Raw genomic sequence first — 20,313 nt, 5'->3', positions numbered from 1 at the left:
TTAGGATAAAAATAATTGAAGTTAATCTTCAAAATAATAAATTTGAGAATTTAATAATTAAAATAATAGGTAAAATTAATGCAATTTCTACATCAAAAATTAAAAAAATAATTGTAATTAAAAAAAATCGTAAAGAAAATGGAATACGGGAAGAAGATTTTGGATCAAATCCACATTCAAAAGGAGATACTTTTTCACGGTCAATAATAGTTTTTTTTGAAATAATAGAAGCTAAAAATATTATAATTATAGAAATTAATATAATAATTAATCTTGTTATTAAAATAATTAAAATTATTTATACTATTAATAATAGACTTTATGATTGGAAGTCAAATATACTTTTTATATTATATAAATAATTAATTATCCTCCTCATCAATAAATTGAAATATAAAGAAATAATCAGACAATATCAACAAAATGTCAATATCAAGCTGCTGCTTCAAATCCGAAATGATGGTTTATTGAAAAATGATTATTTAAATGTCGAATTAAACAAATTATTAAAAAAGTTGTTCCAATTAATACATGAATTCCATGAAATCCTGTTGCTATAAAAAAAGTTGATCCATAAACTGAATCAGCAATTGTAAATGGAGATTCAATATATTCATATATTTGAAGTATAGTAAAGTAAATTCCTAAAATAACAGTAAAAAATAGACCTTGAGTTGTTTGAGAAAAATTATTTTCTATTAAACTGTGATGAGCTCATGTTACAGTAATTCCTGAAGTTAATAAAATTACTGTATTTAATAATGGAATTTGGAATGGATTAAATGTAATAATTTTAGTTGGAGGTCAAATTGATCCAATTTCTACTGATGGAGATAAACTTCTATGAAAAAAAGCTCAAAAAAATGAAATAAAAAATAAAATTTCTGATAAAATAAATAAAATTATTCCTCATCGTAAACCTGTTGTTACTATTAATGTATGAAGACCTTGAAATGTTCTTTCTCGAGAAATATCTCGTCATCATTGATATACAGTTAAAATAGTAATTATATTTCCTAATAAAAATAATGAAATATCATATTGATGGAATCATTTTACTAATCCAGAAACAGTTGTTATTACTCCTAATGATGCTGTTAATGGTCATGGTCTATAATCTACTAAATGAAAAGGGTGATTTGAATGAGTTGACATTAATTTACTTCTCTAGAATAAAGTGTACTAAGTACAGCAAATACATAAGATTGAATTATAGCAACAGCTGATTCTAATACTAATAAAGCAATTTGTGTAATAATTAAAATTCTTAATAAAATTGAAGGTATAGAAGGACCAGTATTTCCAAGAAGTGTTAAAAGAAGATGTCCAGCAATTATATTAGCTGTTAATCGAACAGCTAAAGTTCCTGGACGAATTATATTTCTAATTGTTTCAATACAAACTATAAATGGTATTAAAATAGCTGGAGTCCCTTGTGGAACAAGATGTATAAATATATGTTGAGTATTATTAATTCAACCAAATAATATAAATGATAATCATAAAGGTAGAGCTAATGTAAGAGTTAATGTTAAATGACTAGTTCTTGTAAAAATATAAGGAAATAATCCTATAAAATTATTAAATAAAATTATTGAAAATAAGGAAATAAATAAAAAAGTAGATCCATTAGTTCCTATAGGTATTAATAATGTTTTAAATTCTTTATGTAAAGTTAATAAAATATTATTTCAAAAAATATGAAATCGAGAAGGAGTTAATCAATATATTGATGGAATTATTAAAATTCCTATAAATGTTCTTATTCAATTTAATGATAAATTAAAAATACTTGAAGAAGGGTCAAATACTGAAAATAAATTTGTTATCATTTTCAATTTAATGATTTTATTAATTGTATTTTATTAATTAATTTAGATTTAGGTATATTAGGAATAAATGAATAATAATTTATTATATTAAAAATTATAAATGAAATTGTAAAAATAATAAATAAACTTAATCAAGCAATTGGAGCTATTTGTGGTATTAAAAAATATCAAATTATGATAATTTTAGTTTGACAAACTAATGTTATTTATTAACTAATTTTTTCATTAGAAGTAAATGCTAATTTACTATAAAATGGTTTAAGAGACCAATACTTGCTTTCAGTCATCTAATGAATAATTTATATATTAGAAATTCATTTAATAAAATAATTAATAGGAATTCTTTCAATAACAATTGGTATAAAACTATGATTAGCACCACAAATTTCTGAACATTGACCATAAAATAATCCAGGACGATTAATTATAAAATTAGTTTGATTTAATCGACCTGGAGTTCCATCAACTTTTACTCCTAATGCTGGAATAGTTCATGAATGAATTACATCTATTGATGTAATTAAAGTTCGAATTTGTGAATTTATTGGAATAATAGTTCGATTATCAACATCTAATAATCGAAAGGAATCAATTGATAATTCATTTGTAGGAATTATATAAGAATCAAATTCAATATTTGAAAAATCTGAATATTCATAAGTTCAATATCATTGATGACCAATAATTTTTAAAGTAATTGCTGGTTCATTAATTTCATCTAATAAATATAATAATCGTAATGAAGGAAGTGCAATAAATAATAAAATAATTGCTGGTAAAATAGTTCAAATAATTTCAATTGTTTGTCCATGTAATAAATAACGATTAGTATATTTATTAAACAATAATATAATTATTAAATATCTTACTAATATAGTAATTATTACTAAAATCAGAAGAGTATAATCATGAAAAAAAATTAATTGTTCTATTAAAGGTGAGGAACTATTTTGTAAATTTAAATTTGCTCATGTTGACATAAATTTATTCTAATAAAAGTAAAATACTTTATATATGAAGCTTAAATCCATTGCACTAATCTGCCATATTAGAAATTAGTTAATAATGGTAATTCAGAATATCTATGTTCAGCAGGAGGTGTATTTTGCAATCATTCAATAGATGAATTTAATTGAATAGGGAATAATACTAAACGTTGTAAAATTATACTTTCTCAGATAATATAAAAAAAAAATAAAATACCTAATAAAGAAATTGTTGACCCAATTGTAGAAATTACATTTCATGCTGTATAAGCATCTGGGTAATCTGAATAACGTCGAGGTATTCCTGCTAATCCTAAAAAATGTTGAGGAAAAAAAGTTAAATTTACTCCAATAAATATAATATAGAATTGAGATTTTAAAAGATTATTATTTAAAGTTAATCCTGTAAATAATGAATATCAATGAATAAATCCTGCTATAATAGCAAATACAGCTCCTATAGATAAAACATAATGAAAATGAGCTACTACATAATAAGTATCATGTAAAATAATATCAAGTGAAGAATTAGCTAAAATTACTCCAGTTAATCCTCCAACTGTAAATAAAAATACAAATCCTAAAGCTCATAAAGTAGCAGGAGTAAAATTTAATTGAGTTCCATATAAAGTTGCTAATCAACTAAAAATTTTAATTCCAGTAGGAACAGCAATAATTATAGTAGCTGAAGTAAAATATGCACGAGTATCAACATCTATTCCTACAGTAAATATATGATGAGCTCAAACAATAAATCCTAATAATCCAATAGCTAATATTGCATAAATTATTCCTAAAGAACCAAATGTTTCTTTTTTTCCTGATTCTTGGCTAATAATATGAGAAATTATTCCGAATCCAGGTAAAATTAAAATATAAACTTCAGGATGACCAAAAAATCAAAATAAATGTTGATATAAAATTGGATCTCCTCCACCTGCAGGATCAAAAAATGATGTATTTAAATTTCGATCTGTTAATAATATTGTAATTGCTCCTGCTAATACTGGTAAAGATAATAAAAGTAATAAAGCTGTAATAACTACAGATCATACAAATAAAGGTATTCGATCAAAAGTAATACCGACAGATCGTATATTAATTACAGTAGTAATAAAATTTACAGCTCCAAGAATAGATGAAATTCCAGCTAAATGTAATGAAAAAATAGCTAAATCTACAGAAGAACCCCCATGAGCAATATTAGATGATAAAGGTGGATAAACTGTTCATCCTGTTCCAGCTCCATTTTCCACTATACTTCTAACTAAAAGTAAAGTTAATGAAGGAGGTAAAAGTCAGAAGCTTATATTATTTATTCGAGGAAATGCTATATCTGGGGCTCCTAATATTAATGGAACTAATCAATTTCCAAATCCTCCAATTATAATAGGTATAACTATAAAAAAAATTATAATAAAAGCATGTGCTGTTACAATTACATTATAAATTTGATCATCTCCAATTAATGCACCTGGATGTCCTAATTCAGTTCGAATTAAAATACTTAAAGATGTACCAATTATTCCTGATCAAGCTCCTAAAATAAAATATAAAGTACCAATATCTTTATGATTAGTAGAAAATAATCATTGTTGCGATTAAATGGCTGAATTTAGGCAATAGATTGTAAATCTATTTATGAGAATTTTTCTCTTTAATCAATATCAATATTTTAGCTTTATAGTCAATAATGATATTAGACTGCAATTCTAAAGGAGTAATAGTTTACTAAGGCTTAAAAGATTATTCTTATATATATAGCTTTGAAGGCTATTAGTTTTTTTAACTTAAAACCTTTAAATTAATATATATATATAGAAGTAATTAAAAATAAGCCAAATATTGAAAAAAATGAAAATATTATAAAAATTTTTATTCTTATTGAATTAAAATTTACATAATATATTCAATTATTTTCATAATAATTAAGTATAAAAGCTCTATAAGTTAATCGAATATAAAAATATAAAGTAATTAATGTTATTAAAATTAAAAATATTAATAAAAAAAATTGGTTATTTATAGTTAAAGATTGAATAACAAGTCATTTAGGAAAAAATCCAATAAATGGAGGTAATCCTCCTAGAGATAATAAATTAAATATTAAAAAAAATTTTTTAATTTTTGAATTAAAAAAAATTGAAAATAATTGATTAATATGAGAAATTTTAAATATTATAAAAATAAAAATTGTTCTGATTGTTATAAATGAATAAAATATAAAATAAATTATTCATAATAAATTTCTATTATATATTGCTATTAATATTCATCCTAAATGATTAATAGAGGAATAAGCTATTAATTTACGTAAAGAGGTTTGATTTAATCCTATTAAAGCACCAATTATTACTGAAAAAATAATTCTTATAATAATAATTGGTTTAATTATAATGTAAGAAATTAATATTAAAGGTGCAATTTTTTGTCATGTTATTAAAATTAAACTATTTAATCATGATAATCCTTCTATTACAGTAGGAAATCAAAAATGGAAAGGAGCTGCACCTATTTTTAAAAGAAGGGAAAAAGAAATAATTATTTCTATCAAATAATTAGAATTAATTTTTCTAGAATTTAATAAATGTAAAATTACTGCAAATAGTAAAATAGAAGAAGCTAAAGCTTGAGTTAAAAAATACTTTAATGAAGATTCTGTTGATATTAATTTATTATCTCTTATTAGGGGAATAAAAGTTAATAAATTAATTTCTAAACCTATTCAAGCTCTTAATCAAGAATTAGCAGAAATTGAAATTATAGTTCCCATTATTAAAATAGTTAAGAATATAATTTTAGATGAATTGTTTAAAATTAAAAAAAAAAGGATTAAAACCTTTATAAGTGGGGTATGAACCCAATAGCTTAATTAGCTTATTTTTTTAATATTAATATATTTTAGTGTATGAGGCACAAAAGTTTTTGATACTTTTAGAAATAGTTTAACTCTATTAAATATAAAAATAATGAATGTAATAATATTACATAATTTACCCTATCAAGGTAACCCTTTTTGTCAGGCAATTCATTAAATTTTAATTAGTTTTTCATGTTTTTTTTAGTATACAAATTTATTTATTTTAATTTTTATAATATATTTTTCTTCTTTTTTTTTTTTTTTTTTTTTTTTTTTTTTTTTTTTTTTTTCTTTATACTTTAATTTTTATAATAATATAAATTTTGAATTTATAATTTATAATATATTTATATAATTAAAAATAGTATTATTTATAAAATTTAGTTATATTTATATATTATTTATTTAATTTAATATATTACAAAAATTCGGAATTTTTTGCATTTTTTTTTAATTTATAAATTAATATTTTAATAAATATAAATTTTATTTAAATAATTTAAAATTGCATATATATATATATATATAATTTATATATACATATACATTATTTATATAAATATTAAATTATGTCATTCATGTGATATAATTTAATAATTAATAAATAATTTATTTTATACATTTATATATATATGGGATTATTATCAAATTTATTATATAACTACATTTCTGCACAATTATTAGATAAATCATTATATATGAGAATTTAACTTAGGCTATCCTTCATTGAATTTCTTTTTTTTTTGAATATAAATTAATAGATATATATTAATTAACTAAATATTTATATATTAATATATATCTATTAATCTCTTTAGTATAGTATTGAATGAAAAATTTTGCACTCTATAATATAAAAATTTTTTAGAATGCAAATTTAACTAATTTTTAAAATTTTACATGGCGAAAAAAAAAAAAAAAAACGCAAAAATTCCGAATTTTTGCAAATTTTTTGATATTATTATTTTTAATTATTTTTATGTAATTTATTTTATATATTTATAATATATTTTAATATTTTTTTTTTTAATTTTAAGTTAAATTATTTATTTTTGTTATTTAGTATAATTTTTATAATATATTTAATTTTTATAATATATTTTAATTAAATTAAATATTTAAAATTCTCGAAAAATTCGGAATTTTTTCGAATTTTTTTTATATTATTATTTTTAATTATTTTTATGTAATTTATTTTAATTTTTATAAATTATTTTAATATTTTTTAATTTTAAGTTAAATTATTTATTTTTGTTATTTAGTATAATTTTTATAATATATTTAATTTTTATAAAATATTTTAATTAAATTAAAGATTTTAAATTTACAAAAATTCGGAATTTTTGCGTTTTTATTATTTTTAATTATTTTTATATAAATTTATTTTATTTATTTATAAATTATTTATTATTTTATTTTAGATTAAATTATTTATTTATATTATTTATTTTAATTTTTATATTTTTATAATTCATTAAATTTTTAATTAATTTTTCATGTTTTTTTAGTATACAAATTTATTTATTTTAATTTTTATAATATATATATATATATATATATATACTTTTTTTATTTATTTATATTAATAAAATTTATTTATTTAAATTTTTTCATTTTCTTTTTTTTAATATATAAAAAATTATTTATTTTAATTTTTATAATATATTTTTCATGTTTTTTTAGTATACAAATTTATTTATTTTAATTTTTATAATATATTTTTGATTAGAGAGAGATATATATATATATATATATTAATATTAATTTTTTTATTAAATAGGGGTATTAATAAATAAATTTAATAATTAATTATATATATATATATATATATATATATAAATATAAATAAAAAATTTTTTTAAGTTTAATTATTAATAAAATATATTATAATTATTTATTTTATATAGGGGTATAAATAAATTTATTATTTATTATTATTATTATTTTAATTTTATTAAAATTTATTTATAAATTTATTTATATATATATATATATATATATATATATATATATGTGTGTGTGTATATATGTAATTTTTAATTTCATTTGTTAGTAATTACCAAATTATAATTATTTAAATTAATAATTGTTTGTATATATATATATATACACATAATCATAATTAAATAAGATAAATACTTTTTTTATTTATTTATTTTTATAATAATAATATTATTATTATAATTATTTTTATTATTTTTATTTATAAAGTTTTATTTTGGCTTAAAAATTTATTATTAATTTAATTTATATGTAAATTTTTGTATGGTTTATTATTTATTTTAAAAATATTTAATATTATTTTATTCGCAATAATTGATATTATTTTTAATTTAAGAAATTTAGAAATAGTAATATTAAAAAAAGTATTAACAAAATTTGTGCCAGCAGTTGCGGTTAAACTAATAATGCAAATAAATTATATCAATTTAAAGTTAAATTATAATTTAATTAAATTTAAATAAATTTATTAAGTGAAATTTTAAATTTATAATTTTATTAATAAAAAATTGAAACTTGCAAATTTTAATTATAAACTAGGATTAGATACCCTATTATTTAAAATGTATTAAAATAAATTAAGGTATTAATAGTTATATTCTTTAAACTTAAAAAATTTGGCGGTATTTTAATCTATTCAGAGGAACTTGTTTTATAATCGATAATCCACGATGGACCTTACTTAAGTTTGTTATCAGTTTATATACCGTCGTTATTAGAATATTTTATAAGAAGGAAAATTTTCATAATTTTTATATTTAAATTATATCAGATCAAGGTGTAGCTTATGTTTAAGTAAAAATGAGTTACAATAAATTTATTTAGATGAATATAAATTTGAAATATTTATTGAAGGTGGATTTGATAGTAAAATTATATAGATAAATAATTTGATTATAGTTCTAAAATATGTACATATCGCCCGTCACTCTTATTATTAAAATAAGATAAGTCGTAACATAGTAGATGTACTGGAAAGTGTATCTAGAATGCAATTTAAAGCTTATTAAGTAAAGTATTTCATTTACATTGAAAAGATTTTTGTGCAAATCAATATAAATTGAATAGTATTTATTTATTAATTTCTTTTTTTTTAATTTATATTATTAAAAATAATTATATAATTAATTGTTTTAGTATTTTATATAGAAAAAATAATAATAATTATAGTTTATTAGTATTGTAAAATAATATTGAAATAAATTGAAAAATTTTTATTTTAAAAGAAAATTTAATTTATTGTACCTTGTGTATCAGGGTTTATTAAATATAAATTATCTATTTTAATTTTCTCGATTTTAAAAGAGTTAATATATTATAAAATATAATGTGACAAAATTATTTTTAATAATATATTGGAAATGAAATGTTATTCGTTTTTAAAGGTATCTAGTTCTTTAAGAAATAAATTCAATTTATAAATTTTATATTATTTAATTAAATAAATAAATTAAATAAATATTTAATTTTAATATTTTATGGGATAAGCTATAAAATAAAATTTTAAAAATTAAAGATAAATTATTAAATATAAGCTTAGAAATAGTTATTATTAACAAAAGTGTTATAATTTATTTTAATTATTAATTATTTTTTATAATTTTAAATTTTTATTAAAGTATTTATTTAAATAATTTAAATAAAAAAATAATGATAAAATTAGTATATTTATTTTAATATATATATATATATATATATATATATATATATTTATGTAAAAGTAATTTTATATGATAAGTTTTATTAAAGAATTCGGCAAATATAATGTTCGCCTGTTTAACAAAAACATGTCTTTTTGTATTTATATAAAGTCTAACCTGCCCACTGAATTTTTAAATGGCCGCAGTATTTTAACTGTGCAAAGGTAGCATAATCATTAGTCTTTTAATTGAAGGCTGGTATGAATGGTTGGACGAAATATTAACTGTTTCAAAAGTATTTTTAATAAAATTTTATTTTTTAGTTAAAAAGCTAAAATTAATTTAAAAGACGAGAAGACCCTATAAATCTTTATAATTTTTTATATTATATTTTTATAGAATTTTTCTAAAATAATAAATTAAAATATTTTATTGGGGTGATATTAAAATTTAATTAACTTTTAATTTTTTATTTCATTAATTTATGAATAATTGATCCGTTATTAACGATTAAAAATTTAAGTTACTTTAGGGATAACAGCGTAATTTTTTTGGAGAGTTCTTATTGATAAAAAAGATTGCGACCTCGATGTTGGATTAAGATATAATTTTAGGTGCAGTTGCTTAAATTTTAAGTCTGTTCGACTTTTAAATTCTTACATGATCTGAGTTCAAACCGGTGTAAGCCAGGTTGGTTTCTATCTTTAAATATATAAAATATTTCAGTACGAAAGGACCTAATATTTAATAAATTATTATTTTTTAATATGAATATTAATAATTACTATTTTGGCAGATTAGTGCAATAAATTTAGAATTTATTTATATAATTTTTATTATAAATAGTACTTGTTTTTTATAGAAAATTTATTATTAATTATTAGAATATTATTATTAATTATTTTTGTATTGGTAAGTGTTGCTTTTTTAACTTTATTAGAACGTAAAGTATTAGGTTATATTCAAATTCGTAAAGGACCTAATAAGGTTAGAATTATAGGAATTCCTCAACCATTTTGTGATGCAATTAAATTATTTACTAAAGAACAAACTTATCCTTTATTATCTAATTATATTTCTTATTATTTTTCGCCAATTTTTTCTATTTTCTTATCTTTATTAGTTTGAATATGTATACCTATATTTGTGAAATTATTTTCTTTTAATTTAGGTTTAATATTTTTTTTATGTTGTACTAGATTAGGAGTTTATACATTAATAATTGCTGGGTGATCTTCTAATTCAAATTATGCTTTATTAGGAGGTTTACGAGCTGTTGCTCAAACTATTTCTTATGAAGTAAGATTAGCTTTAGTTTTATTAAGTTTTATTTTTTTAATTGGTAGTTATAATATATTAATATTTTATAAATTTCAGATATTTATTTGATTTTTATTTTTAATATTTCCTATATCATTAGTTTGATTTAGTATTTCTTTAGCTGAAACTAATCGAACACCTTTTGATTTTGCTGAAGGAGAGTCTGAATTAGTTTCTGGGTTTAATATTGAATATAGAAGAGGGGGATTTGCTTTAATTTTTTTAGCAGAATATGCTAGTATTTTATTTATAAGAATGTTATTTAGTATATTATTTTTAGGAAGAGATATTTTTAATTTTATATTTTATTTAAAATTAATATTTGTATCTTTTATATTTATTTGAGTACGAGGAACTTTACCTCGTTTTCGTTATGATAAATTGATATATTTAGCATGAAAAAGATTTTTACCTTTTTCTTTAAATTTTTTATTATTTATTATTGGTTTAAAAATTTTTTTAATTTATTTTATTTAGTTAATTAATTTTAGTAATTTAAAATAAAAAGTTAATAGAAATTTTAATTTCTATATTATGTTTTCAAAACATATGCTTATTCAAGCTCATTAACTAATTTAATAAATTATCTCATCATTTAATAATTATTGGATTAATTAAATAATATAAAAAATAAATAACAGATAAAATTTGTCCAATTAATACATAAGGTTCTTCTACAGGTCGTGCTCCAATTCATGTTAATAAAATTAATGTTGTTACTATTATTCAAAATATAATTTGGTTAATAGGATAAAATTGAATTCCTCGAAATTTTCTTAAATGATAAAAAGGTAAAATTATTAAAATAGCAATTGATAATACTAATGCAATTACTCCTCCTAATTTATTTGGAATTGAACGTAAAATTGCATATGCAAATAAAAAATATCATTCTGGTTGAATATGAATTGGGGTAACTAATGGATTAGCTGGAATAAAATTATCAGGGTCTCCTAATAAATAAGGATAAATAAGAACTAATATAATAAGAATTATTATTATAATAATAAATCCTACAATATCTTTGTATGTAAAGTAAGGATGAAAAGGAATTTTATCTATATTTGAATTTAATCCTATTGGATTATTTGATCCAGTTTCATGTAAAAATAAAATATGAATTAATGTAGTAGCTAAAACAATAAATGGTAAAATGAAATGAAATGTAAAAAATCGAGTTAATGTTGCATTATCTACTGCAAACCCTCCTCATACTCATTGTACTAATTCTGTTCCTAGAAATGGAATAGCAGATAATAAATTAGTAATTACTGTTGCTCCTCAAAAAGATATTTGACCTCATGGTAAAACATATCCTATAAATGCTGTTCCTATTACTAAGAATAAAATAATTACTCCTACTAATCATGTAGATTTAAATAAATATGATCCATAATATATTCCTCGTCCAATATGAATATAAAGACAAATAAAAAAAAATGATGCACCATTAGCATGTATAGTTCGTAATAATCAACCATAATTTACATCACGACAAATATGATTAACTCTATTAAAAGCTAAATTAATATCTGCTGTATAATGTATAGCTAAAAATAATCCTGTTAAAATTTGAACTATTAAACATAAAAATAATAGAGAACCAAAATTTCATCATGTTGAAATATTAATTGGAGCTGGTAAATCTACCAAAGCATTATTAATAATTTGTAAAATTGGGTGATTTGTTCGTATTGGTTTATTCATTAGTTAAATATAGGTCGTAAAGGTCCCTTAAAAATTTTTACAATTTTAACTACTACAATTAATGTAATTAATAAATAAATTATTAATAAAATTGTTAATGAATTAATTGGAAAATTATATAATTTATTTAAAGATAAAGAATTTTCTTTAATATAAGAATTTAAGTTATAAATTGTTTGTATTTCGGAATTTTTGCTATTTAATAATAAATTATTATTATAAAAATAAAATATTATTAAAATTATTATTAATAGGATAAATGAAATTAAAGTTAATTTAATTGAAAAAGAAAATATTTCATTTGATGCTAAAGAAGTTACATAAATAAATAATACAAGTATTCCTCCTAAGAATACTAAAAATAAAATATATGAAAATCAAAATCTTTTAGTTATTAATCCTGAATATATTGAAATTAATGTAGTTTGAATTAATAAAATTAATCCTATTGCTAAAGGATGTTTTATATTTATGAAAATAAAATTAAAAATTAATATTATAGATAGTAAAATTCATTGAATAATATCAAAAGGTAGTTTAATTAAAATATTAATTTTGGGGATTAATGATAAAGAATTTCTTTTCTTTTGAAATTTTAAAAGATTAATCTTATTTTTGATTTACAAGACCAATGTTTTTATTAAACTATTAAAACTAATGATAATTTTGAATTGAGGATTTTCAAGAATTTTATTAATTATAGGATTATTTACTTTTGTTTTTAATCGTAAACATTTATTATCAATATTATTGAGATTAGAATATATTGTTTTAAGTTTATTTTTATTATTATTTATTTATTTAAATATAATAAATTTTGAATTTTTTTTTAGAATAATATTTTTAGTTTTTAGAGTATGTGAAGGAGCATTAGGTCTTTCTATTTTAGTTTCATTAATTCGTACTCATGGTAATGATTATTTTCAAAGATTTAATGTATTATAATGTTAAAAATTATTATTAGAATTTTATTTATTTTACCATTATGTTTAATTTATAATATTTATTGAATGGTACAGAGTTTATTATTTATATTAAGTTTTATTTTTGTTTTAATAAATATATATAGAAATTATTTTATATCAATTTCTTATTTATTTGGATGTGATATAATTTCTTATGGATTAATTATATTAAGTTTTTGAATTATTTCATTAATATTAATGGCTAGTGAATCAATTTATAAATATAGTAATTATACAAATTTATTTTTATTAAATATTATTATGTTAATAATTTTATTAATTCTTACATTTTGTAGAATAAATTTATTTATATTTTATTTATTTTTTGAAAGAAGTTTAATTCCTACATTATTTTTAATTTTAGGATGAGGTTATCAACCTGAACGTTTACAAGCAGGTATTTATTTATTATTTTATACATTATTAGTTTCTCTTCCAATGTTAATTGGAATTTTTTATTTATATAAATTAATTGGTAGAATAAATTTTTATTTATTAAGTAATTATATATTTTTATATAATTTTTTATATTTTTCTTTATTATTAGCATTTTTAGTAAAAATACCAATGTTTTTAGTTCATTTATGATTACCTAAAGCTCATGTTGAAGCTCCAATTGCTGGATCAATAATTTTAGCAGGAATTATGTTAAAATTAGGTGGATATGGTTTATTACGAGTATTTAGTTTTTTACAAATAATAGGATTAAAATTTAATTTTATTTGAATTAGAATTAGTTTAATTGGAGGAGTATTAATTAGATTTATTTGTTTAATACAAACTGATTTAAAAGCTTTAATTGCTTATTCATCAGTTGCACATATAGGGATTGTATTATCTGGTTTAATAACTATAACTTATACTGGAATATGTGGTTCTTATTCATTAATAATTGCTCATGGATTATGTTCTTCTGGATTATTTTGTTTAGCTAATATTTGTTATGAACGATTAGGAAGTCGTAGTTTATTAATTAATAAAGGTTTGTTAAATTTTATACCATCAATAGCATTATGATGATTTCTTTTAAGTTCTGCTAATATAGCAGCTCCTCCTTCATTGAATTTATTAGGAGAAATTTCTTTAATTAATAGAATTGTTAGATGATCTTGATTATCAATATTAATATTATCTTTATTATCTTTTTTTAGTGCTGCTTATACTTTATATTTATATTCTTATAGACAACATGGAATAATTTTTACAAGAATTTATTCTTTTAGAGGAGGTTTAATTCGGGAATTTTTGATTTTATTATTACATTGATTTCCATTAAATTTATTAATTTTAAAAAGTGATATGTGTTTATTATGATTATATTTAAATAGTTTAATAAAAATATTGATTTGTGGTGTCAATGATAAGAAATTTCTTTTTAAATTGTGAAATATATATCAATTTGTAAAATTAGATTTATTAGTTTATTTTTTTTTAGTTTATTAAGTTTTTTATTTAGTATTTATTTTATTATATTTGATTATATAATATTTATTGAATGAGAGGTTGTATCTTTTAATTCTTTTAATATTATTATAACTTTATTATTTGATTGAATGAGATTAATTTTTATATCTTTTGTTTTAATAATTTCTTCTTTAGTAATTTTTTATAGAAAAGAGTATATATCAAGTGATTATAAGATTAATCGATTTATTATATTAGTTTTAATATTTGTTATATCTATAATATTATTAATTATTAGTCCTAATTTAATTAGAATTTTACTAGGATGAGATGGATTAGGACTTGTTTCTTATGTATTAGTAATTTATTTTCAAAATGTAAAATCTTATAATGCAGGAATATTAACTGCTTTATCTAATCGTATTGGAGATGTTGCATTATTATTAAGAATTGCTTGAATATTAAATTATGGTAGATGAAATTATATTTTTTATTTAGAATTTATAAAAAATGATATAGAAATAATAATAATTGGTTGTTTGGTTATATTAGCAGCTATAACTAAAAGAGCTCAAATTCCATTTTCTTCTTGATTACCAGCTGCAATAGCAGCACCTACTCCTGTTTCTGCATTAGTTCATTCATCAACTTTAGTTACGGCGGGGGTATATTTATTAATTCGTTTTAATATTTTATTAAGATCTTCATTTTTAGGTAATTTATTATTATTATTATCAGGTTTAACTATATTTATATCTGGATTAGGAGCTAATTATGAATTTGATTTAAAAAAAATTATTGCTTTATCAACTTTAAGACAATTAGGTTTAATAATAAGAATTTTATCTATAGGTTATTTAAAATTAGCATTTTTTCATTTATTAACTCATGCTTTTTTTAAAGCTTTATTATTTATATGTGCTGGTGCAATTATTCATAATATAAATAATAATCAAGATATTCGTTTAATAGGAAGTTTAAGAATAATAATACCAATAACTTCTTCTTGTTTTAATATTGCTAATTTAGCATTATGTGGTATACCTTTTTTAGCAGGATTTTATTCAAAGGATTTAATTTTAGAAATAGTTTCTTTGTCTTATATTAATTTATTTTCTTTTTTTTTATATTTCTTTTCTACTGGATTAACAGTTTGTTATTCTTTTCGTTTAGTTTATTATACAATAACAGGTAATTCAAATTTCTCTTCTTTAAATATATTAAATGATGAAAGTTGAGTTATATTAAAAAGTATAATAGGTTTATTAATTTTAGTTATTTTAGGTGGTAGAATATTAAGATGATTAATTTTTCCTTCTCCTATTATTATTATTCTTCCTTATTATTTAAAATTACTTACAATTTTTACATGTTTTATTGGGGGAATAATTGGATATTTAACTTCAAATATTTCTTTATATTTTTATAATAAAGCTTTAAATAATTATAATTTTACTTATTTTTTAGGATCAATATGATTTATACCTTATATTTCTACTTATGGATTAATTAATTATTCTTTAATTATAGGAAAAATAATAGTTAAGTGTTTTGATTATGGTTGATCAGAATATTTTGGGGGTCAACAAATTTATTATAATTTAGTAAAAAATTCTCAGTTAAATCAAAATTTACAAGATAATAATTTGAAAATTTATTTATTAAGTTTTATTTTTTTTATTATTATTTTTATATCTTATATAATTTTTTTTTATTCAAATAGCTTATAAATTAGAGTATAATATTGAAGATATTAGGGAGATTAATTAATCTATGAATATAATGAATTTTTTTTAGTAATTTATAAAAAAAAGATTTTTAATTTTACAATGAAAATGTAATGTTTTATTAAACTATATAAATTTTAAATATATATATATATATATATAATTATAAATAGAAGTATAAATGGAATTTAACCATTAAAGAAAAAAGTTAGCAGCTTTTACTTAAACATTTACTTCTTTAATTGGAATTTATATTCAATTTTATCATTAACAGTGATAAGCCTCTATTTGGCTTCAATTAAAATAAAATAAGGGTAAAATTACCTAAAATTAGGTCGAAACTAATTGCAATAAATCGCTTCTTATTTAAAATCTCCGACAACAACTCCTCAAGGTAAAGGGCACAAAAGCTTAAACGTTGCACTCAGAAAAAATCTAGGGTTGTATGCAAATATCAGACCATGCATTTCATATCATCCTGTTATAGAAAATAAATTCGATAAGTTTGATATCGTAGTGATACGTGAAAATGAAGAGGACGTTTACACCGGAATAGAGCATAGGCTCACTGGTGACTCTTACCAATGCACTAAAATTATTACTAGATCTGGCTCAGAGAAGATATGCAGGTACGCTTTTGAATATGCAAAAAAACACAACAGAAAAAAAGTAACTTGCCTGACTAAAGATAACATCATGAAAATGACTGACGGAACTTTCCATGCCGCGTTTGATCGCATTGCAAAGGAATACCCAGATATAAAGGCAGAACATTATATAGTTGATATTGGAATGGCGCGTGTTGCAACAGAACCGGAGAATTTTGATGTTATAGTAACCGAGAACTTATATGGCGACATATTATCAGATATAGTCGCACAAACCTCTGGATCTGTGGGGCTTGCCGGAAGTAGCAACATCGGGAATGAATACGCAATGTTTGAAGCAGTGCACGGTTCTGCCCCTGATATTGCAGGAAAAAACATAGCCAATCCTTCTGGTCTTTTAAATGCTGCAGTGCATATGCTAATTTACATAGGTCAAGTGGGTACTGCAAAACTAATCTACGATGCATGGCTCAAGACTTTGGAGGATGGAATACACACTGCCGATTTATATAAGGAGAAAAGAAGTAAACAGAAAGTTGGTACCAAAGAATTTGCAGAAGCTGTTATAGATAATTTAGGAAAGAAACCTGCTGAGCTTATAATTGGCAGTGGTTCGGATAGTAAAATAAATTTGGATAGTAAAATAAATAAAGTACAAGACAATTACGAACAAGATTACAAAGTTAAAAAGCTAGTGGGTAGTGATATAACTCTCGCTTGGGACAAATCCAGTAATGTTGATCAAATAGTAGGATTATTTGAATCAAGTAATCTGCAAATGATAGCAATATACTCAAAAGGACTTGCGATTTGGCCAGGAAACTCAAAACCTTCAAGTGACCAAATAACCTATAGGTTTATCGCAAATAATGAAAAGCAAGCTATTACAAATAGTGATGTAAATAACTTGCTAATCAAACTCGAAGAACACAATTTTGACGTGGTGAGAATGGACAAATTGTATTTGTATGATGGGAAAGAGGGGTTTTTCTCTTAATGATCGTTTGACATTCTTATGATTGCATAAAACATTTAAATAGATTATACTAGAGATATAATTTATTTATGTGAGATGTAGTAATGGGTCAACATTTTAAGTTAACTGGTCAGGAGTTTTGTGATAATGCTGATCTGTTCAACGTATTGGAAATAGAAGCTAAGCAAGTTATAGGTAAGGATCATCAAGAGCTTAGTAGCGTTTTAAAAAAACAATATAGAAAATTGATTCTTGTACACCACCCTGATAAAGGTGGAAATGAAGAAAGATTTAAAAATCTTGACAAAGCTTATAAAGAATTAAATGCATATATTGAACCTTTAAAGTCAGGGGACCCTTGTGTTAAAATTAGCGTTGATGCTGAAAGTGATGGGCATTTAACAGCGCGTGAATTCCATTATAGGAAGAAATTATTTGAAAAATTGAATATCACTGAAGAGGAAGTTAGAGGAAGGAATTTTGCTGAGCTTGCTTCTATACTTGAAAAAAAAAGCAGCTCGCTAATACAGGATCTGCAACACCAAAATAAATTAATCCATTATATAAATTCTTGGCCAAGATATAGCTCACTTTTCGATGATAAAGTCAAAGAGCTGAGAAATGAGCTTGACGAACACTTGCTTAAACCTAACATACAATTATTTAGTTATATCGCCCCTTTAACAAAGAATGGAAGTTTAATAAGGGAAGACAAACAAGCGCTAATGCAAAAGTTTATAAAGCGTAGAGACGATTTGCTATCTAGTACTTTAAAGAAAAAAGTAAAGTATTTACTTTTTTTAGCTTTTGCTGAAGCAATTTATTGCTATTGTTTCTTGCCTACTTGGTTAATTGCCAGTGATACCTTGATGTGTTTATGCTTGCCACTAGTAGCATTAAATCTTATTATGACAGAGATTTTATCTGCTTTAACACAACATTACGAAAAAAAATACAAAAACTCTGAAATTTCTACTGATCAATATGTAAATAGAATAAATTGTATTTACTTATGCTATAAGCTTTTTGTTTTTTACCCTTTGCCTGTCTTTTTTACTTCTTTAATGATAGAGGGTTTTATCTCTGGCAGTTTTTATGTTGATGTGACAATATTTGGTACTTTGTCATTGTTAGTACTGCTAGCTACTGAGATATTTAGTCCTACATTTTCAAAGGCTTGTGAAATATACACTGAAAAACACATGAAAGATTTACTTGAGGAAGATCTAAGAGATAGAGTGCAAAAGGAAACTGATCTGTTAGGACGGTATGATCCACGAAGGCTATTAATGCCAATAATTATGCCTCTTGTTAGAAAGTGTTTTACAGAGGTGGCAAGCGAATTTGCTGAGAGGAATTTCGATGAAGTGAACACTAATATGTCTGATGTTAACACTGAACAGCCACCTAGACCTCAAGCGGTTGAATTTGCATAGTAGAATATTACGGTATAGTATAAACTTTTAGCTCTATGCATGGACTCAAAAAAAGTAGAACTAATATTTGAAAAGTTTCAACAATCAAATCCTGCGCCAAAAATAGAGCTAAATTATACCAATCATTTTACGTTACTGGTTGCGATAGTTTTATCAGCGCGGACAACTGATGTAAGCGTTAATAAAATTACAAGAGAACTATTTAATATCGCTGATACGCCAGAAAAAATGCTGAGCTTTGGGCAGAGTGAGCTGAAAAAATGCATAAGCAGTATTGGTTTATATAATTCCAAAGCAAAAAATATAATCGGGCTTAGTAAAATATTGGTAGAACGATACAACAGCAAAGTACCTACTAATTTTGATGATTTGGTGTCTTTGCCTGGAGTGGGGAGAAAGAGCGCTAATGTGTTCTTAAATTCAGGGCTTGGCATTCCAACATTGGCAGTTGATACTCACGTTTTTAGAGTGAGCAATAGAATTGGGCTTGTGAAAGAAAAAGATGTGTTTAAAACAGAGCAATCTCTTTTAAATGTGGTTCCCAAAAAATACCTGCTTTATGCTCATCATTGGCTAGTTTTGCATGGTAGATATGTTTGCAAAGCACAGAAACCTTCGTGTGAAACGTGCATAATTCATGATTTATGTGAATTTGAGTGCAAAAGGTATAAAGTCTAGTATTTCTTCTTTTGTCATCCAAGTAGCTATAGAAACGAAAAAACTTACTTGACACATTTTGCTGGAATGATACAAGATACCGTTTTTATTGTCAACAAATTATTTAGCTAAAAAGAATAAAAAATAACAAAAAGTTTTAATTTAGGCTGATACCTTCTATAAATTAGTGTAAC

The 20,313-nt window shown here is 21.3% G+C and carries 2 protein-coding genes and 2 pseudogenes; all 4 read left to right on the top strand.

Going from position 1 to position 20,313, the window contains the following annotated elements; genetic code table 11:
• Positions 1–16,022: 16,022 nt before the first annotated feature.
• The 4 genes and pseudogenes from ABWU72_RS08185 (at position 16,023) to nth (ending at position 20,140) form a co-directional block, all read left to right on the top strand.
• Positions 16,023–16,445, top strand: a pseudogene (locus tag ABWU72_RS08185) (hypothetical protein).
• Positions 16,446–16,808: 363 nt separating this feature from the next.
• Positions 16,809–18,047, top strand: a pseudogene (gene icd, locus ABWU72_RS08180) (isocitrate dehydrogenase); the annotation flags it as partial.
• A gap of 83 nt (positions 18,048–18,130) precedes the next feature.
• Positions 18,131–19,462, top strand: coding sequence for a DnaJ domain-containing protein (locus ABWU72_RS08175; protein WP_353283753.1), 1,332 nt, complete (start codon positions 18,131–18,133; stop codon positions 19,460–19,462).
• A gap of 39 nt (positions 19,463–19,501) precedes the next feature.
• Positions 19,502–20,140 (top strand): endonuclease III, encoded by a 639-nt coding sequence (gene nth / locus ABWU72_RS08170; protein ID WP_006279797.1) that lies wholly within the window; start codon positions 19,502–19,504, stop codon positions 20,138–20,140.
• The last annotated feature ends 173 nt before the right edge of the window (positions 20,141–20,313 follow it).

The organism is Wolbachia endosymbiont (group A) of Lypha dubia (genome assembly GCF_964028575.1).
GTDB classification, from domain to species: Bacteria; Pseudomonadota; Alphaproteobacteria; order Rickettsiales; family Anaplasmataceae; genus Wolbachia; species Wolbachia pipientis.
This window is presented reverse-complemented; position numbering and strand designations above follow the sequence as displayed.

What these genes read in the sequence shown, in the direction of transcription:
- ABWU72_RS08175 (WP_353283753.1), top strand. Translation starts at nt 18,131, where the DNA reads ATGGGTCAACATTTTAAGTTAACTGGTCAGGAGTTTTGTGATAATGCT.
- nth (WP_006279797.1), top strand. Translation starts at nt 19,502, where the DNA reads ATGGACTCAAAAAAAGTAGAACTAATATTTGAAAAGTTTCAACAATCA.